Origin of the sequence: Modestobacter sp. L9-4 (genome assembly GCF_019112525.1) — a bacterium.
Lineage (GTDB): Bacteria > Actinomycetota > Actinomycetes > Mycobacteriales > Geodermatophilaceae > Modestobacter.
In genome coordinates this window covers 2,519,756-2,541,706 of sequence record NZ_CP077800.1, presented here as the reverse complement: position 1 = coordinate 2,541,706, position 21,951 = coordinate 2,519,756, and the positions used below count along the sequence as shown (strand labels likewise).

Genomic DNA, 21,951 nt, shown 5'->3' with positions numbered 1-21,951 from the left:
TCGACCTCAGCTCAGGCCGGCGACCTGGACCTGGTCGCGGCCGGCGCGCTTGGCGGCGTACAGCGCGGAGTCCGCGGCGGCGTAGAGCTCCTCGAGCTGGTCGGCGTGCGAGGGCGCGTGGGCCACGCCGAGGCTGACCGACACCGCCAGCAGCGTGCCGTCGCGCAGCTGCAGCGGGGCGGCGCGGACGGCGTCGAGCACCTCGGTGGCGCGGCGGGCCGCGACGTCGGAGGGGCAGTCGGGCAGGAGGACGGCGAGCTCGTCGCCGCCCATCCGGCTCAGGACGGCGTCGCCGGGGCGCACCGCCGAGCGCAGCACGCCGGCGATGTGCACCAGCGCGTCGTCGCCGACGGGGTGGCCGTAGTGGTCGTTGATGGACTTGAACGAGTCGATGTCGACCAGGACCAGGGCGGTGCCCAGCGGCCGGGTCGGGACGGTGAGCGCCGCGGTGAGCGCCTCGTCCAGCACCCGGCGGTTGACCAGCCCGGTCAGGGAGTCCACGGAGGCCTGCTCCTGCAGCATGGCGACGAGCCGCTCCTGGGTCTCCCCGGAGCGGGTCAGCATGAGGGCCATCACGATGAGCACCGAGCCGAAGAAGCTCAGGTCGCTGATCGCGTTGCCGACGGGCTCGAGGTGGAACAGCACGACGGCGTCCCCGGCGAGGGCGCCGACGGTGACCACGCGGACGGCGACCCGGCGCAGGTGCACCCCGGCCCACAGCACCGGGAAGGCGAGGAACGCCTGGCCACCGGCGGAGGGGTCCTCGGTGATCCAGTTCATCCCGCAGCACAGGGCGACGCCGATCAGCGCGATCAGCACGTACCCGCCGCGCCGGTCGATCTCCACGGGCGCGGCGTACCGGTAGGTGACGGCCAGCCCGAGCAGCACCACGGCGGTCACCCACGAGGCGACGATCCCCGCGGTGCTCACGGAGTTGGGGCCGAACAGCGAGAAGACCAGCATGGTGACCGCGCTGACCAGCAGCACCAGGACGGCGGTCCGGGCTGCGGCCCGCGGGTCCCGGGCTCTCATCGACTGCGGCAGCTGCACACCACCTCTTCGGCACCGCGGCAGTGGAACTGCTGGGTCCGGGCGGCCGGGCACCCCCAGCGGGTGAGTGCCCGGCCGGCCGGTCAGACGCGGGCGGACTCCCGCAGCCGGCTGGTGCCGAACTGCCCCGGCTCGGCGAGCGGGGCGGGCAGGACGGGCGCGGTGAGCAGCCGCAGCGACAGCTGCTCGTCGTCGGCGGTGAAGCCGAGGTACTCGAACTCCACGCCGGTCGCCTGGACGAACTCCTGCCAGGCGCGGTGCTCGTGGGCCTCCCAGCCGGGGAAGTTGAAGTACTCGTCGAACAGCAGGACGGTGCCGGCGCGCATCCGCGGGGCCAGCGCGGTGAGCACGGTGACCGTCGAGGAGTACAGGTCGGCGTCCAGGTGCAGGAAGGCCACCGGCTCGTCGTGCGTGGCCAGGAAGCCGGGCAGGGTCTGGTCGAACAGCCCGACGACGAGCTCCGCACCGGGGACGTCGGGCAGCTGCTCGGCGGCGAACGCGCCGACGGTGAACCCGGACCGCCAGTGCTCGGGCAGGCCCTCGAAGGAGTCGAAGCCGTGCACCGACCCCGCCGGGGCGTGCTCGGTGATGACCCGCAGCGTGGCGCCCGAGGCCACCCCGAACTCCAGGTACAGCCCCTCGGCCGGCGCCTGCTGCAGGGCGGCGCGCAGGGTGTCGTACTTGTCGAAGTGGGCGGTGGCGTCGGTGAGCTCGGCCCGGAAGAAGTCGGCGCTGGTCGAGATCGCCTGCCAGTCGGCCGCGGTCAGGACGTCCCGGCGGTTGCGCCGCTCCCACGCGGTGAGGTGCCCGTGCAGTCCGCCGCCCACCTCGGACACCCGCTCCTCCAGCCGGCTCAGCTGCCCGGCGACCGCGGACACCTCCGCGCGGGTGGCTGCCAGCTCGCCGCGGACCCCGGCGAGCTCGGCGGCCAGGGCCTCCTGGACGGCGCGGACGACCCGGTCCCGGGTGGCGTGGCGGACTCGACGCAGCATGCAGGACTCCCAGGGTGGGGGCAGCCGCCGGGCGGACCGGCGGCGACGAGGCGGTCGTCGTCCAGTGGACCACCGGGCGGGCCGTCCAAGAAGGGGACGGGCCACGCGGTGACCACCCCGCTCACCAGGGCGCTCTCCTGTCCCACCACCCCCACGCGGAGGCCGGTGGTCCGCTGCTGCGGGAGCTGCTCCCCTGCAACAGCGGCTCAGGAGGCCGGGTGCCCCACGGTCTCGTCCTGGCGGCGCAGGCCGGGGCGCCGCCACCCCGAGGTGTCGCGCAGGGGCACGCGGACCGCGGCCGGGCGCGCGGGGGCGGACCGGTCGGCGCCCGGCACCCCCCGGCCCGGGAGCAGGTCCGCCGGGTCGCAGGCGATGGAGGAGAAGCGGCCCTCGACCATCGCCGGGGCCAGGTCGGGACGGCGGTCGAGGACACCGGTCGCCATGGCGTCCACCCGCCAGACGCACGGCGTGCTGGCGGGCGAGCCCATGTAGGCGCGGGAGGCGGCGCCGGGCATCGGGGCGCACGGGGCGCCCATGAGCCGCAGCAGCCGCAGGACCCGGTCGTCCAGGACGGTGACCAGGCCGTCGACGCCGTTGGACAGCGTGAACCGGTAGATGCCGTGGCAGAGCGCGAGCACCACCTCGGCACCGGCGGCGCCGCTGCGGTACCTGCGGTCCACGGCCAGGCTCGCCACGTCCCAGACCAGCCGACCGGCCAGCCCGGAGGCGCCGAGGACGTCGTCGACGGACAGCTGCCAGGGCGGTCCCGCCACGTCGTCCAGCGTCTTCAGGCTGCCCGCGTCGTCCGGCAGGATCAGCCGGGCGGCCCCCAGGGCCGTCCCGTTCGCGTCGTCGAGGACGGCGATGTAGCGGGAGCGGCCGGCGAACGGGCCGTACTCCTGGGCCATCACCTCGGGGGTGTTGCCGAAGGCCTGCTGGAACACCTGCGCCTCCACGGCACGCGCGGCGTCCTGCTCGGCGGGTGAGTCCGCGACCACCAGGCGCAGCGTCACCTAGAACGACCTCGCCACGACGGTGCTCGCGTCCAGGAAGCCCTGGGTGAACGACACCGCGGTGTCCACGTCGAAGGCCTTGCAGGTGTAGATGTCCACCGAGAAGAACAGCCGCGGCTGCTCCCAGGCGTAGAAGTGCGCGCCCGACGTCTCCCAGTGGATCCAGCCGGCCCAGCCGTACAGGTCCGAGCGGTGCGTCACCGGCTCCAGCAGCTGCACCATGTCGACCTCGCGGGACAGCGCGGACAGGTACTGCCGGATCTGCAGGTCGTCGACGGGCCGCGCCGGCACCCCCTCGATGACCAGCCGCTGCCGGAGGATGTCCGGCGCCAGGTCACGCCAGGTCTCGGTCGTCCCGTCGCGTGGCTGGGGAGCCGGCCCGTCGAGCGGGCGTGACAGGTGGGCACGGGAGGAGGTCGTCACCCTCCCACCATGACGGCGACGCGCCACCGGCGTCACCACGACGCGCCCACGCGAGCCGTCACAGCTGGTGAAGATCACGCTCCGTTCGGCAGCCGGCCCTCCTGCCACCCGCGGACCGGCCGTGGTCAGGCCGGGCCGGCACCCCGCGGCAGCAGGGGCGCGAGCAGCGTCTCGTCCGGCAGGGCGGAGCCGGTGGCGACCAGCCAGTCGAGGAGGTCCGCGAGCGGCATCGGCCGGGCGATCGCCCAGCCCTGGGCGACGTCGCAGCCCAGCCGTGCGAGCACCGCGGCCGTCCCGGCGGTCTCCACGCCCTCGGCCACCAGCGTCAGCCCGAGGCTGTGGGCCAGGGCCACGGTGTGCTCCACGATGGCCGCGACCCGGGGGTCCCGGTCCACGTCGACGGTGAGACTGCGGTCGAGCTTGAGCTCGTCGGCGGGCAAGTTCCGGAGGTAGGCCAGCGAGCTGTAGCCGGTGCCGTAGTCGTCGATCGACGTCCGCACGCCGAGCCGGCGCAGGTCGCCCAGCACCGCACGCCCACGGTCGGGGTCGGCCATCAGGGTGTCCTCGACCAGCTCCAGGGTCAGCGCACGCGCCGGCAGCCCGTGCCGCAGCAGCGCGGCGGCGACCTCGGCGGGCAGGTCCAGGTCGTTGACGTTGGCCGCCGAGAGGTTCACCGATATCGGGACCTCGTGCTCGGGCCACCAGGTGCCGGCGGCGCGCAGCGAGAGCTCCAGCACCCGGTCCGTGAGCGCCCGCATCAGGCCGGCCTGCTCCGCCGCCGGCAGAACGTCGCCGGGCAGGAGCAGGCCCCTCGTGGGGTGCTCCCAGCGGACCAGGGCCTCCACGCCGACGACGGTGCCGTCGCGCAGGCCCCACTGGGGCTGCAGGAAGACGACGAGCTGGTCCTCCTCGAGCGCCGTCCGGAGGTCCTCCATGACCCGCAGCCGGCCGCTGCCGGCGACCCCGCCCGTCGGGTCGGGCTCGTAGACGTGCACGCCCTCGCGCGCCTTCTTGGCGATGTACATGGCCGCGTCGGCCGAGTGCAGCAGCTCCTCGACGTCCGTCGCCGGGGCCGGGGTGGTCGAGACACCGATGCTGACGCCGACGTGCAGCCGCACGCCGCCCACCGTGAACGGCTGGAGCAGCAGGTGGCGCAGCCGGTCGGCGAGGGACCGGGCCTCGGCACCGTTCGTGGCGGGGAGCAGGACGGCGAACTCGTCACCTCCCAGCCGGGCGAGCAGGTCGTCCTCGCGCAGCGCGCTGCGCAGGCGCGGGCCCACCTGTCGCAGCAGCTCGTCACCCGCGAAGTGCCCCAGGCTGTCGTTGACCTCCTTGAAGCCGTCGAGGTCCAGCAGCAGCAGCGCGGCGGGCTGGTCCGCGCGGGCGGCCGCGACGACCTCCTGTGCCCGCACCAGCAGCGCGCGGCGGTTGGCCAGGCCGGTGAGCTCGTCGGTCCGGGACTCCCGCTGCACGGTGTGGAAGTCGCGGACCTCCCGGAAGGTCAGCGTGATGCGGGCCAGGCCGGCGAGCACGCAGGCGACCGCCAGCCCGCCGGCGACCTCGGGCATCGGACGCAGCCAGCCCGCGCCCAGGACGACGAGGCTGGCGACGACGCAGGCCAGCGGGACGGCCAGCAGCCGCCACCCGATGCGGGAGGCACCGCTGCTGTCGACGGGTGCGGGACGGTCGTGGGCCCCCGACGCGGCGAGGGCGACGAGCACCACGCAGACCAGCCAGCCCAGCTCGAGCGGGCCGCCGTCGACGTACCGGTCGCGCACCTGCAGGGAGAACAGGACGACGTCGGAGACGCACACGAAGCACAGGCCCACGACGAGCACCAAGAGCGTCCGGTCCAGGCGGACGCCCAGGATGGAGCCGACGGTCACGAGCACGGCGAGCAGCAGCACGTCGGTGGCCGGGCCGGCCAGCTCGACGAGGCTGATGGCCCGCTCGCCCGGGCCGGGGTTCAGGTAGGGGCCCAGCACGAACGCCACCCCGACCGACAGGCCGCCCAGGGCGCCGATCACGCCGTCGAGCCACATGCTCGGGAGGAAGCGGGGGACCCGCGCCCGGATCATGCCGATGAGGGCCACGTACAGGACGACGTAGCCGAGCAGGGAGAAGGCACCGGCCAGCGAGGACGAGGGCCCGTTGCCCAGGACGCCGGCCTCGAGCGTGCGCAAGGCGTTGCCGACGGCGCTGAGCGTGAGGGAGACGGCCACCCAGGCCCAGCCGATGCGCTCGCTGCGCAGCCGGACCGCGGCGGCGACGCAGGCGGCGGCCGCGGCGAGGTAGGGCAGGTTGAAGAGGACGACGTCGTAGGTGCGGTCCCACGCCACGCCGTCCGGGCGGGCGCCGACACCGGTGGCGAACAGGGCGCTCAGGACGATGGTGAGCAGCGGCAGGCCGCCGACGCGTCGACGACGCACCTCTCCCCGCTCCTGGTCCGCCACGAGAGGTGCATCGACACCCGCGAGCCCTGAGCGCATGGCCCTCCCCGCCCTCCTCACCTGAACGGGTGAACCCCGGCGGTGACGGGTCCGAGCGGAGGGCGTGGGATTCGAACCCACGATGGGTTTCACCCCATAGCGGTTTTCAAGACCGCCGCCATCGGCCACTAGGCGAGCCCTCCTGGCTGCACGGACGCATCGCCGCCCCGTGCTGCTGCCCGCTGATGCTACGGATCCCGTCCAGGGACGGCTCCACAACGGGCCCCGGCCCCGCCCCGCGGGTGCGGGACGGGGCCGGGGCGCCGAGCGGGTGGTGCGGGGTGCTGCAGGTGTCAGGCGGCCTGGCGGCGACGGCTGACGACCAGGAGGCCGCCACCGGCGAGCAGGGCCAGCGCACCGGCACCGGCGTAGGGCAGCGCCGAGAAACCGGTGAAGGCCAGGACGGCGGTGCCACCGGAGACGGTGACCTCGACGATCAGGGTGCGCGGGTCGCCGTTGACGTCGACACCTGAGGCCACCAGGTGGTGGGTGCCGTTGGCGAGGTCCTTGGGCAGGGTGACGGTGGCGCTGAAGGTGCCGTCGGCGAGCACGGTCGCGGTGCCGAGCTTGACGGGCGTGGAGTAGACGACCAGGTCGACCACGGAGCCGGGCAGGAAGTCCTTGCCGCTGATGGTGACCTGCTCACCGGCGACGACCTTGCCGTCGGCGTCGCTGCTGGTCAGGGTGCCGTCGGCCTTGGGCAGCGTGGCCGACACGGCGGAGGAGGCCAGGACCGGCCCGACGGTGACCCAGTCGGAGCTGCCCAGCTTGTCACCGTCCGCGGCGAGGGAGTGCACGCTCAGCGAGTAGGTGGTGCCGGGGACGGCGGACATGGCGCAGGAGGTGCCCAGGGCGGTCGTGGGCCGGCACTCGATCGAGCCGGAGTCGTTCTGCGCACCCTCGGGGGCACCGATGACGAGGTAGCCGGCGACCTCGTCCGTGCTGGCCGGGGGCGTCCAGCTCACCTTGATGGAGGCGGCGCCGGCGACGGCCTTGACGTCCCGCGGGCCGGGGACGGCGGTGCGGCCGGTCAGCGTCTCGGAGGCGTCGGTGTGGCCCGTGGCGGTGGTGAACCGGAAGGCGACCGAGTACCGCGTGGCCGTCTCCAGCCCGGTGATCGTGCCGGAGTACTGGTAGTCGCCCTCGTTCTCGGTGGCGACGGGCTTCCAGGTCGCCCCGCCGTCGAGGGTGTACTCGACGCCCGTGACCGGGTTCTCCGAGTCCAGGGTGCTGACGTAGAGCTGGAACATCAGGCCGTTGTCGACACCGGACACCCAGTTGGCGGTCGGCGCGCCGGTGACGTACTCGTAGCCGTCATCGGGGTCCGTGGGGCCGGGGTCGGAGCCGGCCGGCGGGTTGCCGGCGTCGGGGTCGATCAGCGGGGGGGCGTCGCAGGGCTGCACCCAGGCGCGGATGCTCGAGCCTGAGGAGTCGTCGTAGGGCTTGACGTCCGTGGCAGTGGCCGAGACGACGTTCTGCTCGTCGCCCGCACCGGCGCCGGCGTCCGTGCCGTCGGGGTCGGTGTCGCTGCCGTCGCCGCCGAAGGCGCTGAAGAGGACGGCGCCGTCCAGGCTGACGGTGGTCAGGCCACCGCCGCCGCCGACGAAGCCGCCTTCGACGGAGCCCGGCTGCCCACCCGGGAGACCGGCCGCGCCGGCGGTGTCCGGCCCCATCACCACGGCGCCGCCCTCATCGGTGGTGAGCTCGCCCTGCTCGTCCCTCACCGGCTCGCCGGCCTTCGTCTCGCCGCCGTTGGTGCCGGTCGTGAAGGTGAAGACCTGGTTGGCCGTGACCGCCGTGGCCGCCGAGAAGGAGCCACCCTTGCCGCCGAAGGCGCTCGGGGTGGCGCCACCGGCCGCGCCGTCGATGTCCCACACGACCCTGCAGTAGCCGGCCGGGACCGTGAAGCCCTCCGCGCCGGTGACCTCGGCCTCGGCGCCGGGCCCGGTCATGGTGGTCACGGTGTAGAAGTCGCCGTCGGGCACGAACGGCGTCGGGACCGGGTCGGCCGCGGAGGCGACGCCGGTGACGCTCAGGACAGCGGTGGACAGGCCGATCGTCGTGACGGCCAGGAGGCCGGCGGCACGCCGGGTCGGGGAGGAGAAGCGCACGTCGAACTCCGTGGGGAGGGGGTGCCCGGGACGCCGGGCTCGTCACCCGGAGCTCCGGGCGCTGGGGGCACCAGACCACTGCGGACCGCCCCGGACACACGCCGCCGAGCCGATGGTGCGTCGCGTTATCCAACCGTTATGTGTGCACCTTTGGGCAGATCACGGGCACTATCTGCCGACGAAACGAGACCAATCCGGATCGTTGTCGTAGTCGGAGGTGGCAGATCCTGCCTAACATCCTCGCGGGAGCCGTCTACCCGCGCAGTAGGGCATGATGGGCGCGATGGCGGCGTTCCACCCCGTGTAGGTCCGCGCTCGTGCGCGTCGACCTCCCGCCTGCCCCAGCTCCGAAATGGACCTCTCTGCCTGTGACCGTCCCCCCGCACGCCCCCGCTCGCCGTCGCGAGCGCTCCGCCGCCCGCGAGAACGCGGCCCGCGACGCCGATCGCACCGCCGCGCGCGATGAGAAGCGAGCCCAGCAGATCTGGGTCGACGGCGCCGCCCCCGAGCTGCCCACCCGCGCCACCCGGCCCGAGAAGGTCGTCTTCCACCTCGGGCCGACGAACTCCGGCAAGACCTACGAGTCGCTGCAGGCGCTGGCCGCCACCGGCTCCGGCGTGTACGCCGCGCCGCTGCGCCAGCTCGCGCACGAGGCCTACGCCAAGCTCTCCGCCCAGCTGCCCGCCGGCACCGTGGGCCTGTCCACCGGCGAGGAGGAGATCGACCCCTTCGCGCCGATCGTCTGCTGCACCGTGGAGAAGGCCCCCGACCGCGGCGAGATGCTGGTGCTGGACGAGTCGCACTGGGTCACCGACCCCGACCGTGGCCACCACTGGGCGCGGCTGCTGCTCACCGGTGAGTACCGCGAGATGCACCTCATCTCCGCCGCCGAGGCCTACCTGGTGCTCAAGCCGCTGGTGACCGACGCCCAGCAGGTGCAGGTCGTCAACCACAAGCGGCTCTCCCGGCTCGACGTCCTCCGCTCCCCCGTGCGCACCGACGGGGTGAAGCCGCAGACGCTGGTCGTCGCCTTCTCCCGCAAGACCGTCTACGCCGTCGCCGCCGAGCTGGACCAGCACCGGCCGGGCAAGGTCGGCGTCCTGTACGGCGCGCTGCCGCCGGCCACCCGCCGAGACGTGATCGACCGGTTCACCAAGGGCGAGCTCGACGTCCTGGTCACCACCGACGTGATCGGCCACGGCATCAACGTGCCGGCCACCACCGTGCTCTTCGCCGAGACGACGAAGTTCGACGGCCAGGAGCTGCGCCCGCTGCGCACCTGGGAGGTCGCCCAGATCGCCGGGCGCGCCGGGCGCTACGGCCTCACCGGGCACGGCCAGGTCGGCATCCTCATCGGGGTCGCCGGACTGAAGCCGGTGGGCGCGCTGGTGTCCGCCGGTGCCGCCGTCGCCCGCGGCGACGAGATGAGCGACCTGCCCAAGCGCATGCCGCGGCTGCGTCCCGAGCTCGAGGACCTCGGTGCCCACGAGGCCGTCGACCTGCCCGAGGCGCTGATGCGCTGGTCAGCCTGGGCCCGCGCCGCCACCCGCGACGAGGGCATGACCGCCGACGACGTCACCAGCCTGGTGCTGCGCGTGCACGCCCTGCTGCCGATGCTCAAGGGCCCGCTCGGCGAGGCCGGCGACCTGCAGACGGTCTGGCGGCTGGTCAACCTGGCGATCGACTACAACCCGCCGCGGCGCACCCGCTGGCTGGTGCTGGCCCGCGCTGCGCTCCAGCACGCCATCGGCCTGCCGGTGCCGGTGGAGACGATCCTGCCGGAGTACCCGGTCAAGGGCACCGTCGAGGACTACGAGCAGGCCGCGGCCGCCGCCCGGGACGCCCAGACGCTGCTGCGCCAGTTCCCCGGCGTCGCCGGACTGGACAGCGACGACGCCGCCGACCTCGAGGACGCCTGCGCCGAGACGATCACCGAGCTGCTGCCCGACGCGATCGCCATCGGCCGGTCGGGCAAGTGCGTGGAGTGCGGGACGGCGATCGCGCCGTGGTTCAGCACCTGCCGCTCCTGCAGCGCCGGTCCGGCCAAGGGCCGCGGCCGCGAGGGCGCCCCGCGCGAGGGTGCGGGCCGCTCGTCCCGCCCCGGCTCACGCTCCGGCTCCCGCCAGGGCCGCCGCCCCAGCCGCAGCGGCCGCTGACCTCAGCAGCCCTCAGGACCCCGCCGTCCCCCTCGGCCCCGCTGCAGGGGCCCGCCACGAGCTCGCGAGTGGTGGGGGGCAGCGGGGTCCTTCTACTGGTCGACGGTGACGTCGTTGAAGGGCAGCCGGGGCTCGACCCACGGGAAGACGACGAACAGCAACAGGGCGACCACCGCGAGCACCAGCACCAGGGCCAGCACCGCCTTGCTCGCCGTCGGGCCGGGCAGGTGCCGCCAGATCCAGCCGTACACGTCTCAGCCCTCCTGGAGTGCCGGAGGGCCGTCGGGCGCCTCGGCCTTGCTGATGGCCCCACCGTCGAGGACGGCGTGGACGACGAGCCGCTGCCGTGCCGAGTACTTGGGGTGGCAGGTGGTGAGGGTCAGGTACGCGCCGGCCGGTGCGGACGCCTCGTTGCCGCCGGGCACCGGGGCGATCACGTCGACCCGGTCCGGGGTGACGATCTGCTGGCCGGGCACGCCGTTGGCGTCGGTGCCGTAGTCGGTCGTCCCGGGGGTGCCGAGGACGCGGTAGACGTACCAGCTGGTGGCGGTCTCGACCACGATCGGGTCGCCGGGCAGCAGCTTGTCGGCGTCGAGGAACGGCGAGCCCTTGCCCACGCGGTGACCGGCGAGCGCGACGTTGCCCGGCTGGCCGGGCAACGCGGTGCCGACGTAGTGGCCCGGCCCCTGGGACAGCTCGTCCTCGGCGGTGCCCTCGAGGACGACGCGCTGGTAGTCCGCGCCCAGCCGCGGGATGTGCACGACCGCGACCGGCTGCCCGACCGGCGGGGCCACCAGCGGGGCAGCGGGGTCGACGGGCGGCGCGGCCTCCCACTGCTGGTGGATCTCGTCGCTGAGCTGGCCCTGCGTGCGGTCGTTGATGAAGTCGGTCACGTAGACCTCGTAGAAGACGAACAGCATGACGACCAGCCCGGCGGTCACCAGCAGCTGGCCGAGGCCGCGCGCTGCGATCTGCCAGAGCGGGTCGCGGCGCCGCGCGGCACCGGCGTCCTCGTCGTCCCAGTGGTCGTCGTGCTGCGGGTCGCCGTAGCGGTAGTCGTCGGCGTGGCGGTCGTCGGCGTAGCGGTCGTGCGTGCCGGTCTCGTCCCAGCTCAGGCCGGGCAGGTCGCGGTGCTGGTCGGTGTCGTCGTCCCAGGCGGTGGACTGCTGCGCGGCGGGCTGCTGCCAGGCGGGCTGCTGCCAGGCGGGTTGCGGTGGGACGGGCGGGCGGCCCGGCACGGGCGGCAGGCCTCGCGGGCGCATCCCCGGCTCGGCCACCAGGTCCCAGCGCTGGGTGTGGTCCTCGTCCTCGCGCCGACCACGGATCGGGTCCACGGTGCCCTCCCCGGGTTGTCCTGGCCGCGTGCCGCAGCTGCGCACGACCGCTGCACGCCGCAGGAGAGCCTAGGCGAGCAGACGCCCGGTGCCCGGCTGCACCACGCAGTCGCGGCGGATCGGCATCAGGACGCCCGGACGGCCCCGACCAGGTGCTCGCTGCCCCCACCGCGCACGGCGAAGTCCCAGCCCACCCCGGTGCGGGCCGTGGCGAGCTCCACGGTCGAGGGCAGCAGCAGCGGCCTGCGGAAGGCGACGTCCACGTCGAGGGCGTCGGGCAGCCGGCCGGACAGCGCGGCCAGGGCGCGGGCCTCCACCCACATGCCGTGCGCGATCGCCCGTGGGAAGCCGAACGCCCGCGCACTCAGAGCCGACAGGTGGATCGGGTTCACGTCGCCGGAGACCCGCGCGTACCGCCGTCCGGCGTCCGCGGGCACCCGCCACCGGGCGCTCGTCCGCTCCGGCGCAGCCACCGGGACGTCGACGTCGGCCTCCGGGGCGCCGGCGGGTGCGGTCGCACCGCGGGCCAGGTAGGTCGAGCGCCCGCGCCACACCTCGGCCCCGTCGGCCGACACCGCGGCGCACAGGTCGACGGTCGCGCCGCGCCGGTGCGGGGCGAGCCGCTCGGCCCAGACCTCGACGTCCAGCGGCTCACCGGCCGCGATCGGCCGCGTCTGCGCGATCTGCTGCCGCACGTGCACCAGCCCGGGCAGCGCCAGCGGGAAGGCGCGGTCGGTCATCAGCGCGGTCTGCAGCGGGAAGGCCAGCAGGTGCGGGAACGTCACCGGCAGCACGCCGGTGAGCGGGAACCCGCAGACGCTGGAGTAGGCGGCCAGCCGCGCCGCGTCGACGGTCACCCCGGCCCGGGCCAGCCGGGTGTCGGGCAGCGCACCGCCCCGGCCGCGCGCGGTGAGCGCCGCCGTCACGAACAGCCGGGCCAGGGACGGTCCCGTCACGCGCCGACCAGCGACTGGCCGCACACCCGCACGACCTGGCCGTTGACCCCGGCACTGGCCGGCTGCGCGAGCCAGGCGATCGTCTCGGCGACGTCGACCGGCAGCCCGCCCTGCTGCAGCGAGTTCAGCCGCGCCCCGATCTCCCGGGGGCCCAGCGGCATCGACGCCGTCATGTCCGTGACGATGAACCCGGGGGCGACCGCGTTGACCGTGGCGCCACGCTCGGCGAACGCTGGCGCCCAGGCACGCACCATGCCGATGATCCCGGCCTTGGACGCCGCGTAGTTCGTCTGCCCGCGGTTGCCGGCGATCCCGGACTGCGAGCTGACGCTGACCACCCGGGCACCGGCCTTGAGCGCACCGGCGGTGTCCAGCAGGGCCTGGGTGAGGTCGAGCTGGGCCTGCAGGTTCACCGCCAGCACCGCGTTCCAGCGGTCGGCGTCCATGTTGACCAGCAGCTTGTCGCGGGTGATGCCGGCGTTGTGCACCACGACGTCGGCGCCGCCGTGCCGGGCGACGAGCTGGCGGGCCAGCCGCGGTCCGGCGTCGGGGGCGGTGATGTCCATCGCGACCGCCGTCCCGCCGACCTCGTTGGCGACCGCGGCGAGGGACTCCCCCGCCGCCGGGACGTCGACCAGCACCACGTGCGCGCCGTCGCGGGACAGCACCCGCGCGATGGCCGCGCCGATGCCGCGGGCGGCCCCGGTGACCACGGCGGTCTTCCCCGCCAGAGGGCGCACGTCGTCCGTCCCGGCGGGCACGGAGGCCGCGGTGAGGGTGAGCACCTGGCCGTCGACGTAGGCCGAGCGACCGGAGAGGAAGAAGCGCACCGGGCCGGCCAGGCCGTCCTCGGCGCCGGCGGGCACCAGCACCAGGTTCGCCGTCGCACCGGCTCGCAGCTCCTTGGCCAGCGACCGGACCAGGCCCTCCAGCGCCTGCCGGGCCGCGGCCTGCGCGGGGCTGTCGGCGTCGGCCGGAGGGTCGGCGAGCACGAGCACCCGGCCGCTCGGGGCCAGCCGCTTGACCGCCGGGGCGAGCAGCGCGTGCGCGCCGGCCAGGTCGGCCGGGCCGCTGAGCCCGGTGGCGTCGAGCAGCACGGCCGACAGCCGCTCGCCGTCCGCGGTCGGGCTGCTGACCGTGACCCCGGCGTCGATGAGCAGCGTGGTCAGCTGCTCGTGCAACCGGCCCTGCCCGGCCGCGCCGACCACGGCGGGACCGGGCAGCAGCGGCTGACCGGGCTCGTACCGCCGCAGGACGGCCGGGCGGGGCAGCCCCAGCTGCTTGGTGATCGTCGCGCCGAGGCCGGAGTTGGCGAGGTCGCGGTACCAGTCGCTCATGTCGTCGTCCTTGCGTGGAGGGGAGCCGGGTCGAGCCGCGCCGCGCAGGGCGGAGCCGCGTGCGTACGCGGCCCCACCCTGCCGTGCGCGGGTCGACCCGAGGGGGTCAGGACTCGAGGACGGCGACGACGCCCTGGCCGCCGGCGGCGCAGATGCTGATCAGCCCGCGCTTGCCCGGGCCGGCCTCGGCGAGCAGCTTGGCCAGCGTCGCCACGATCCGCCCGCCGGTGGCGGCGAACGGGTGCCCGGCGGCCAGCGAGGAGCCGGCGACGTTGAGCTTCGACCGGTCGATCGACCCCAGCGGGGCGTCCAGGCCGAGGGTGTCCTTGCAGTAGGCCGGGTCCTCCCACGCCTTGAGCGTGGCCAGCACCGTCGAGGCGAAGGCCTCGTGCACCTCGTAGTAGTCGAAGTCCTGCAGGGTGAGGCCGTTGCGGGCCAGCAGCACCGGGACGGCGTGCACCGGGGCCATCAGCAGGCCCTCGCCGCCGTGCACGTGGTCGACCGCCGCGGTCTGGGCGTCGACCAGGTGGGCCAGCACCGGCAGCCCGCGCTCGGCGGCCCACTCGTCGCTGGCCAGCAGGACCGCCGACGCCCCGTCGGTGAGCGGCGTGGAGTTGCCCGCCGTCATCGTGGCGTCGGCACCCTTGCCGAACACCGGCTTGAGCTTGGCCAGCTTCTCCATCGAGGTGTCCGGGCGCAGGTTGTTGTCCCGCGCCAGGCCGAGGTAGGGGGTGACCAGGTCGTCGAAGAAGCCGCGCTCGTAGGCGGCGGCCAGGTTGCGGTGCGAGGCCAGGGCGAGCTCGTCCTGCTCGGTGCGGCCGATCTCCCACTGCGCGGCGGTGATCGCGGCGTGCTCGCCCATCGACAGCCCGGTGCGCGGCTCGGACGTGCTCGGCACCGACGGCGACAGGTGGCCCGGACGCAGCCCGGACAGCGCCTTGACCCGCTGCTGCAGCGTCTTCGCGCGGTTGAGGTCCATGAGCACGCGGCGCAGGTCCTCGTTCACCGCGACCGGGGCGTCGGAGGCGGTATCCACGCCCCCGGCGATGCCTGACTCGACCTGCCCGAGGGCGATCTTGTTGGCCACCAGGACGGCGGCCTCGAGCCCGGTGCCGCAGGCCTGCTGGACGTCGTAGGCGGGCGTGGCCGCGGACAGCCGGGAGCCGAGCACCGCTTCCCGCGTCAGGTTGAAGTCCCGGGAGTGCTTGAGCACCGCACCGGCGACGACCTCCCCGACCTGGGCGTCCTGCAGGCCGAAGCGGGCGACCAGCCCGTCGATCGCGGCGGTGAGCATGTCCTGGTTGCTCGCCCGGGCGTAGACGGAGTTGGCACGGGCGAACGGGGTCCGGTTGCCCCCGACGATCGCGGCCTGGCGGGTCTGCGGTGCCATCGGGGACCTCCGTTGGTCATGGCGAGACGACCCTGACGGGTCATTTGCGGTACCGAGAGTACCAGGTACCGTTCGTGTCGTGAACGCTCCGACGACGCCGTCCCGCGACCGGCGCAGCTCCCGGTGGGACGACCACCGCCGCGAGCGCCGCGAGCAGCTGGTGCAGGCCACGCTGGCCGCCGTCGGCAAGCACGGTGCCGGCGTCGGCATGGAGGAGATCGCCGCCGAGGCCGGCACCTCCAAGACCGTCGTCTACCGGCACTTCACCGACCGCAACGAGCTCTACGTCGCCGTCTGCACCCGGGTCGCCGAGCAGCTGACCCGCAAGCTGCGCGAGGCGATCGGCAGCAGCGACCACCCGCGCGAGATGGTCGCCGCCGCCGTCGAGACCTACCTGCACTTCCTGGAGGCCGACCCCGAGGTCTACCGCTTCGTGGTCTCCCACCAGCTCCCCACCGACGGCGACGACCCGCTGACCAGCCTCATCGACCTCGTCGGCGACGAGCTGGGCGCGCTGGTCGCCGCCTCCCTGCGCCGGGCCGGGCAGGACACCGCCGCCGCCGTCCCGTGGGGCCACAGCGTCATCGGGGGTGTCCGGGCCGCCGCCGACTGGTGGCTGCGCGCCGACCGCCCGATGCCCCGCGCCCAGCTCGCCGCCTCGCTCACCGACCTGGCCTGGGCCGGGCTCGGCGGCGTCGTCACCCCCGCTCCGCGCACCCCCCTGGAGGACAGATGACCGGCAGCCCCGCACGTCAGCCCGTCGACCCCCGCGAGCTCCAGCAGGCCCTCGACGGCCGCTGGGCGCGGGTGCGCCAGGACGCGCGCGAGCAGCTGGGCACCGCCGAGTACGCCGTCGTCCACGGGGAGTCGATGTCCGAGGCGCGCGCCCGGGTGACCGCGCTGGCCGCGAAGCTCGCCGCCACCGGCCAGGTGGGGCTGGCGTTCCCGGCCGCGTACGGCGGGTCCGACGACCTGGGCGGCTCGGTCGCCGCGATCGAGATGCTGGCCGCCGCCGACCTGTCGCTGATGGTGAAGGCCGGCGTCCAGTGGGGCCTGTTCGGCGGCGCGGTGCAGGCACTGGGCAACCAGCGCCAGCACGACGCGTACCTGCCGGCGATCATCAGCTTCGACCTGCCCGGCTGCTTCGCGATGACCGAGACGGGCCACGGCTCCGACGTCCAGCAGCTGCGCACGACCTGCACCTACGACCCGGCGACGCAGACGTTCGACCTGCACACCCCGCACGCCGCGGCCCGCAAGGACTACATCGGCAACGCCGCGCAGGACGGCCGGATGGCGGTCGTCTTCGCCCAGCTGGTCACCGGCGGGCAGGGTCGCGGCGTGCACGCCTTCCTCGTGCCGATCCGGGACGCCGACGGCTCCCCCGCCCCCGGCGTGACCATCGGGGACGACGGCTCCAAGGGCGGGCTGCTCGGCGTGGACAACGGCCGGCTGTCCTTCGACCACGTGAGCGTGCCGCGGGACATGCTGCTGGACCGCTACGGCCAGGTCGCCGCCGACGGCACCTACAGCTCCTCGATCGAGAACGAGACGCGGCGCTTCTTCACCATGCTCGGCACCCTGGTGCGCGGCCGGGTCAGCGTCGGTGGCTCGGCGTCCTCGGCGGCGAAGGTGGCCCTGGAGATCGCCGTCCGGTACGGCGACGTGCGCCGGCAGTTCGCCGCGCCCGGGGAGGCCCGCGAGGTGGTCGTCAACGACTACCTGGTGCACCAGCGCAAGCTGCTGCCGGCGCTGGCCCGCACCTATGCGCTGGCCTTCGCGCAGGAGGAGCTGACCTGCACGATGCACGACGTGCTGTCCGACCCCGCGCCGGACGAGGCCGTGCAGCGGGAGCTGGAGTCCCGCGCCGCCGGGCTCAAGGCGGTGCAGACCTGGCACGCCACGGCCACCGTGCAGCTGTGCCGCGAGGCGTGCGGGGGCGCGGGCTACCTGGCGGAGAACCGGCTGCCGGGTCTGCGGGCCGACGTCGACGTGTTCACCACCTTCGAGGGCGACAACACGGTGCTCATGCAGCTGGTCGCCAAGGGGCTGCTCACCGGCTACCGGGACGCCTTCGGCTCCCTCGACGGCTGGGGGCGCGCGCAGTTCGTCGCCGACCAGGTGCGCGAGACGGTGCTGGAGCGCACCGCCGCGCGCGGGTTGATCCAGCGCCTCGTCGACGCCGTCCCCGGCCGGGACGAGGAGGTGTCGATGCTCGACCGCGGCTGGCAGCTGCGGGCACTGGAGGACCGCGAGCGCCACGTCCTGGACGGCGCCATCAAGCGACTGCGGCGCAACGCCACGACCAAGCGGGACCGCCCCTTCGACGCCTTCAACGACGTGCAGGACCACGTGCTGAGCACTGCGCAGGCCCACGTCGACCGGGTGGTGCTCGAGGCGTTCGTCGCCGGCATCGAGCGAACCACCGACCCGGCCGCGAAGGCGCTGCTCGGGCGGGTCTGCGACCTGTACGCGCTGACCACCATCGAGGCGGACAAGGGCTGGTTCCTGCAGCACGGCCGGCTCACCCCGGCCCGGGCGAAGACGCTCACCGCGGTGGTCAACGACCTGCTCCGGGAGCTGCGGCCGCACATGCGCACCCTGGTCGACGGCTTCGGCACCCCGGAGGCCTGGCTCAACTGTGCCGTGCTGGCCGAGGAGCCCGCCCGGCAGGAGGCGATGGCCGCCCACGACGCCGCCCTCCGCCGGGTCGGCGCCGAGCCGCAGCAGGCCGCCACCGCCACCGACCTGGCGGTCGCCCCCGCGTAGTAGGCCTCCCGAGAGCGCGAGTGGCCGCTCGCGCCCCTCAGCGCGCCGGTGAGTTCTGCGATCTCGTGGCTTCTCAGGTCAGGTGGGCCACCAGATCGCAGAACTCGTGGGCACAGGGCCGGGCGCGGGATGCGGGAGGGGACCGGGAGCAGGGGGGCCCGGGACCAGGGGGTCCGGGAGCAGGACGGGCCCGGGAGCAGGACGGGCCCGGGTGCGGGACGGGCCCGGCTGCGGGAAGGGCCGGCTGCGGGAAGGGCCCGGGACGCAGGAGGGGCCACCACCCCGGTGCCCGCGAGGGCACCGGGGCAGTGGCCCCGGTCGCGCAGGAACTGCTAGCTGACCGTCACGGTCGCCGTCCGCGAGTACTTCACGCCGGCCAGGTCGGCCACCACGGTCACCCGGACCACGCCACGCTGGGTGGCCGTGATCCGCCCGTCGGCGGTCACCGTCGCCCCCGCGGTGTTGTCCTCGTTGAGCGCCAGCCGGTACGTGTACGTCACGCCCTGGGCCGCCGGGGTGAGCGCCGCCTTCAGCGCCACCCCACGCCGCGCGTCCTGCAGCCGGACGTCGCTGTCCGCGAAGGACACCAGGTGGTCGTGGAGCGTCACGTCGCCGTCCACCAGGGCACCGTTGCGCACGACCACCGGGAAGGTGGTCGACTGCGTGTCACCCTCGGCGACCACCGTGGCGGTGATCGTCGCGACGCCGGCACCGACCGGCTTGACCGCACCGGTCCGGTCCACCTTCGCGACCTTCGGGTCGGAGCTCTTGTACTGGACGTTGAAGTACTTCAGGTCGTAGAACGAGTCGTCGTCCCGCGTCGCCGAGAGGTTCGCGTGGATCGCGTTGTCCGGCGTCGCGGTGTTGAGCACCACGCCGTCGGGCACCGCGGCCACGACACCGATGCCGGGCTTGAGCGCACCGCCGAGCGTGAACGTGGTGCTCAGCGCCTTCGTGGCGTCGGAGGACGACCCCACCCGCACCGTCCACCGGCCCAGGTCCCAGGTCTTGCGGTCGGCCTTGGCGTCCCAGAACCACAGGTCCTGGCCCTTGATCTCCAGCGACACCTTGCGGGTCTGACCGGCGGGCACGAAGACCTTCTCGAAGCTCTTCAGCTGGGCGTCGGGCCGCGTCGCGTCCTTCGCCTTGGGCGAGGACACGTACGCCTGCACGACCTCGGAGCCGTCGACGGCCGAGGTGTTGCGCACGTCGACGGTGGCGGTCACCGTGTCGTCCGGGTCGGCGTGCATGGGCACCTTGAGGTTCGAGTACTCGAACTGCGAGTACGAGAGCCCGTGGCCGAACGGGTAGGTGACGTCACCGGTGAAGTACTGGTAGCTGCGCCCGTTGCGCCCGTCGGTGGGGGTCATCACGTAGTCGCGGGTGTCCGCGAGCTGGTCGATGTCGGAGTACTGCGTGAACGGCAGCTTGCCGCTGGGGTTGACGGCACCGAAGAGGACCCGGCCCACCGTGTCGCCCTGGTACATGCCGTTGTAGGTCGACCACACGATCGCCGCGGCGGAGTCCTTGAAGGGCTCGATGTCGACGGTGCTGACCGACTGGATCCAGGCCACCGTGCGCGGGTTGAGCCCGGCGACCTTGCTGACCAGGTCGGCCTGGCCACGGGGCAGCTCGATGTCGGGCCGGTCCTCGTCCTCGGAGGAGTCCGAGGGGTTGCCCGTGATGGCCGGGGTGGTCGAGTTGTTGCCCGCGATGGTGCCCACGTAGGTCACGACCGCGTCCGCGTCGCGGATGGTCTGCTCCTCCGCCGGCGTGAGCTGGGGCGTGAAGGAGTCGTTCTCGTAGACGAAGTACAGCGTCTGCGCGCCCTCGGAGCCCTTGAACGCCGTGGACGCCGTGGCGCCGGTGGCCGGCACCGAGCCGATGACCGCGCCGTCACGCGAGCCGACCCGGACGTCGAAGCGGCCACCCTCGAGCGTGGAGGTGGCGCCGGACTGCCGGACCTCGACGCTGGCGGTCCCGGCCGGGACCTGGACGTCGGCGCCGAACCAGCCGTTCCACGCACCGAGCGTCTGCATGCTGTTGTAGGCGGTCGCCGGGTTGCTCCACGGCTGCACACCGCGCCAGCCGGAGAACATGTGGCTGCGCAGGATCGTCTCCGGGCTCACCCGGCCGAGCTCCTTGCCGGTGGAGTCGAGGAACCGCACGGCCGCGGGCGTGGCGGCCTGACCGGCGGCCGGTGCGACCGACGTCCCGATGGTCGGCTTGCGCTTGTTCTCCAGGCCCGTCTTGTTCATGCCGGAGATGTAGGTGACCTTCGCGCCCGGGTTGCTCGCCTGCACCGCCTTCTCGATGCCCTGCAGCGCGTTGGAGTGCTCGGCGACGCGGGTCGGCGAGTAGTCGCCGTGCACCTCGGTGGTGGCCAGCGGCCCGACGACGACGACGCTGTCGGCGTCCTCCTTCGTCAGCGGCAGCGCCGGGGCGCTCCCGGCGGCCGGGGCGTCGTTCTTCAGCAGGACGACGGCCTCCTCGCTCAGCTGCCGCGCCACGGCGAGGTGCTCGGGGCTGGAGACCTGCTTGTCGATCGTGTAGTCGTCGTTCCGCCACGGCACCTGCCCGGCCGGGTCGAACTCGCCCGTCCGCATGCGCAGGGTGAACGTGCGGGTCAGCGAGACGTCCATGTCGGCCTCGGTGACGTTCCCCTGGGCGTAGGAGTTCTCGAGGTGGGTTGGGTAGTCCTGGTCCATGCAGTCGAGGTCGACGCCGGTCTTGAGCGTCCAGGCCACGGCCTCCGGTGCGGTGAGCGGTGCGGCGGCGCCCGGCGGGGTCCAGTTGTGGTTGGACGTCTGCCACACGTCGCGGACGGCGTCGCAGTCGCTCACGACGGCGCCCTTGAAGCCGAACGTGCGCCGCGCCAGGTCCTCCACCAGCTCCTTGCTGGCCGAGACCGGCGTGCCGTTGACCTCGTTGTAGGAGGTCATCAGCGACCCGGCGCCGTACTCGCCCACCAGCGCGGCGAAGGCCGGCGTGTAGTACTCGCGCAGCTCGTTCTCGGTGACGTTCGAGCTGCCGGTGTGCCGGTTGTTCTCGGAGTTGTTGGCCAGGTAGTGCTTCGGCGTGGCGACCGTCTTGAGGTACTTCTGGTCCTCGCCCTGCATGCCGACGACGAACTGCCCGCCGATCGCGGAGGTGAGGAAGGGGTCCTCGCCGTAGGTCTCCTCGGCGCGGCCCCAGCGCGGGTCGCGGTCCATGTTGATCGTGGGCGACCAGTAGGTGAGGCCCTTGTTGGCCGCGGCGACGCCCGGGGAGGTGAAGTTGTTCATGGCGCGCGCCTCGTCCGAGGTCGCCGACGCCATCCGCTTCACCAGCTCCGGGTTCCAGGTGGCGGCGATGCCCAGGCCCGTGGGGAACTCGGTGGCCTCGCCACCCTGGTTGAGCAGGTGGTCCCTGTCCTCCGCCGCACGGGCGACGCCGTGCAGCGCCTCGTTCCAGTAGTCGTACGCGGCCACGCCGAGGCGCGGGATCGCGGGGGCGACGGTGGCGTTCTGCTGCCGCTCGGCGCGGAACTGCTGGATCTTCTCCAGCCGGGTCATGCGCGAGACCAGGTCCGCGGCCCGCGCCTCGAAGGACAGCGAGGTGTCGCGGAAGGCGGCGAGGACCGGGGTGGCCGCGGGGGCCGCCGGCGGCGGTGCCGCGAGCGCGGCGGCCGGGGCGACGAGGCCCGCGGACAGCACCGCCGTCGTGAGGAGCGCGCCGACGTGCGTGCGGCGACGTGTGACAGGTGACTTCATCGTCAGTCCATCTCGTTCGGGGGGACGTGCGGGCCGTGCTGCGGACACCGGCCCCGGGTCCTGCCCCGGACGGGGTCGCACCGTGCGGCGGCTGTGGACCGGCAGTACGTCTGCCGGGGAGCCGCTCCCCTCTCCCTGTGCATTGGTTGTGCAGTGAGTCACGTTAACAAGTTGACTGT

Annotated in this window: 15 protein-coding genes and 1 tRNA gene; 3 read left to right on the top strand and 13 right to left on the bottom strand. The window is 74.0% G+C overall.

Annotation, left to right across the window (positions count from 1 at the left end; genetic code table 11):
* Positions 1–6: 6 nt before the first annotated feature.
* From KUM42_RS11950 to KUM42_RS11920, 7 genes are all read right to left on the bottom strand, one after another.
* Entirely contained in the window at positions 7–1,032 is a 1,026-nt protein-coding gene (locus KUM42_RS11950; RefSeq protein ID WP_237492540.1) for a GGDEF domain-containing protein, read from the bottom strand.
* A gap of 101 nt (positions 1,033–1,133) precedes the next feature.
* Positions 1,134–2,042, bottom strand: coding sequence for a class I SAM-dependent methyltransferase (locus KUM42_RS11945; RefSeq protein ID WP_237492538.1), 909 nt, complete (start codon positions 2,040–2,042; stop codon positions 1,134–1,136).
* 206 nt (positions 2,043–2,248) lie between these two features.
* On the bottom strand, positions 2,249–3,055 hold the full coding sequence (locus KUM42_RS11940) for a hypothetical protein (protein ID WP_237492536.1): 807 nt from the start codon (positions 3,053–3,055) through the stop codon (positions 2,249–2,251).
* On the bottom strand, positions 3,056–3,478 hold the full coding sequence (locus KUM42_RS11935; protein ID WP_237492534.1) for an S-adenosylmethionine decarboxylase: 423 nt from the start codon (positions 3,476–3,478) through the stop codon (positions 3,056–3,058).
* Between the two features lie 125 nt (positions 3,479–3,603).
* A complete protein-coding gene (locus KUM42_RS11930) occupies positions 3,604–5,907 on the bottom strand; it encodes a bifunctional diguanylate cyclase/phosphodiesterase (RefSeq protein ID WP_237492532.1) in 2,304 nt (767 codons plus the stop codon).
* A gap of 116 nt (positions 5,908–6,023) precedes the next feature.
* Positions 6,024–6,110: transfer RNA gene (locus KUM42_RS11925), tRNA-Ser, on the bottom strand.
* Positions 6,111–6,260: 150 nt separating this feature from the next.
* Positions 6,261–8,078, bottom strand: a complete 1,818-nt coding sequence (locus tag KUM42_RS11920) for a fibronectin type III domain-containing protein (RefSeq protein WP_237492530.1) — start codon at positions 8,076–8,078, stop codon at positions 6,261–6,263.
* Between the two features lie 368 nt (positions 8,079–8,446).
* On the opposite strand from KUM42_RS11920, the gene KUM42_RS11915 reads away from it, so the two are divergent.
* Positions 8,447–10,234 carry a helicase-related protein gene (locus KUM42_RS11915; protein ID WP_237492528.1) on the top strand — a complete coding sequence of 596 codons (1,788 nt, stop codon included), beginning with the start codon at positions 8,447–8,449 and terminating at the stop codon, positions 10,232–10,234.
* Between the two features lie 92 nt (positions 10,235–10,326).
* On the opposite strand, the gene KUM42_RS11910 is transcribed toward KUM42_RS11915, so the two are convergent.
* From KUM42_RS11910 to KUM42_RS11890, 5 genes are all read right to left on the bottom strand, one after another.
* The gene (locus KUM42_RS11910; RefSeq protein WP_237492527.1) at positions 10,327–10,485 is read right to left on the bottom strand and encodes a hypothetical protein; all 159 of its coding nucleotides are present in this window, start codon (positions 10,483–10,485) and stop codon (positions 10,327–10,329) included.
* Between the two features lie 3 nt (positions 10,486–10,488).
* Positions 10,489–11,568, bottom strand: a complete 1,080-nt coding sequence (locus tag KUM42_RS11905) for a class E sortase (RefSeq protein ID WP_237492525.1) — start codon at positions 11,566–11,568, stop codon at positions 10,489–10,491.
* A 125-nt stretch (positions 11,569–11,693) separates the two neighbouring features.
* Entirely contained in the window at positions 11,694–12,524 is an 831-nt protein-coding gene (locus KUM42_RS11900) for a MaoC/PaaZ C-terminal domain-containing protein (protein ID WP_237492523.1), read from the bottom strand.
* Positions 12,521–13,861 (bottom strand): 3-oxoacyl-ACP reductase, encoded by a 1,341-nt coding sequence (locus tag KUM42_RS11895; protein ID WP_237492521.1) that lies wholly within the window; start codon positions 13,859–13,861, stop codon positions 12,521–12,523. The genes KUM42_RS11900 and KUM42_RS11895 overlap by 4 nt, the downstream gene beginning before the upstream one ends.
* A 106-nt stretch (positions 13,862–13,967) precedes the next feature.
* On the bottom strand, positions 13,968–15,251 hold the full coding sequence (locus tag KUM42_RS11890) for an acetyl-CoA C-acetyltransferase (protein ID WP_237492519.1): 1,284 nt from the start codon (positions 15,249–15,251) through the stop codon (positions 13,968–13,970).
* Positions 15,252–15,330: 79 nt separating this feature from the next.
* Here KUM42_RS11890 and KUM42_RS11885 point away from each other — a divergent pair, with 79 nt between their 5' ends.
* Together KUM42_RS11885 and KUM42_RS11880 are read left to right on the top strand one after the other, a co-directional pair.
* On the top strand, positions 15,331–15,987 hold the full coding sequence (locus tag KUM42_RS11885) for a TetR family transcriptional regulator (protein ID WP_237492517.1): 657 nt from the start codon (positions 15,331–15,333) through the stop codon (positions 15,985–15,987).
* Positions 15,984–18,020: an acyl-CoA dehydrogenase gene (locus tag KUM42_RS11880; RefSeq protein WP_237492515.1), complete on the top strand. Its 2,037-nt coding sequence runs from the start codon at positions 15,984–15,986 to the stop codon at positions 18,018–18,020. The genes KUM42_RS11885 and KUM42_RS11880 overlap by 4 nt, the downstream gene beginning before the upstream one ends.
* A gap of 332 nt (positions 18,021–18,352) precedes the next feature.
* Here the strand turns inward: KUM42_RS11880 and KUM42_RS11875 are convergent, their stop codons facing one another.
* Entirely contained in the window at positions 18,353–21,772 is a 3,420-nt protein-coding gene (locus KUM42_RS11875) for a glycoside hydrolase family 3 N-terminal domain-containing protein (protein ID WP_237492514.1), read from the bottom strand.
* Positions 21,773–21,951 lie beyond the last annotated feature (179 nt).

Excerpts from the sequence above, each read along its gene's own strand:
- KUM42_RS11950 (WP_237492540.1), bottom strand. The coding sequence starts at position 1,032 with ATGAGAGCCCGGGACCCGCGGGCCGCAGCCCGGACCGCCGTCCTGGTG.
- KUM42_RS11945 (WP_237492538.1), bottom strand. The coding sequence starts at position 2,042 with ATGCTGCGTCGAGTCCGCCACGCCACCCGGGACCGGGTCGTCCGCGCC.
- KUM42_RS11895 (WP_237492521.1), bottom strand. The coding sequence starts at position 13,861 with ATGAGCGACTGGTACCGCGACCTCGCCAACTCCGGCCTCGGCGCGACG.
- KUM42_RS11890 (WP_237492519.1), bottom strand. The coding sequence starts at position 15,251 with ATGGCACCGCAGACCCGCCAGGCCGCGATCGTCGGGGGCAACCGGACC.
- KUM42_RS11880 (WP_237492515.1), top strand. The coding sequence starts at position 15,984 with ATGACCGGCAGCCCCGCACGTCAGCCCGTCGACCCCCGCGAGCTCCAG.
- KUM42_RS11875 (WP_237492514.1), bottom strand. The coding sequence starts at position 21,772 with ATGAAGTCACCTGTCACACGTCGCCGCACGCACGTCGGCGCGCTCCTC.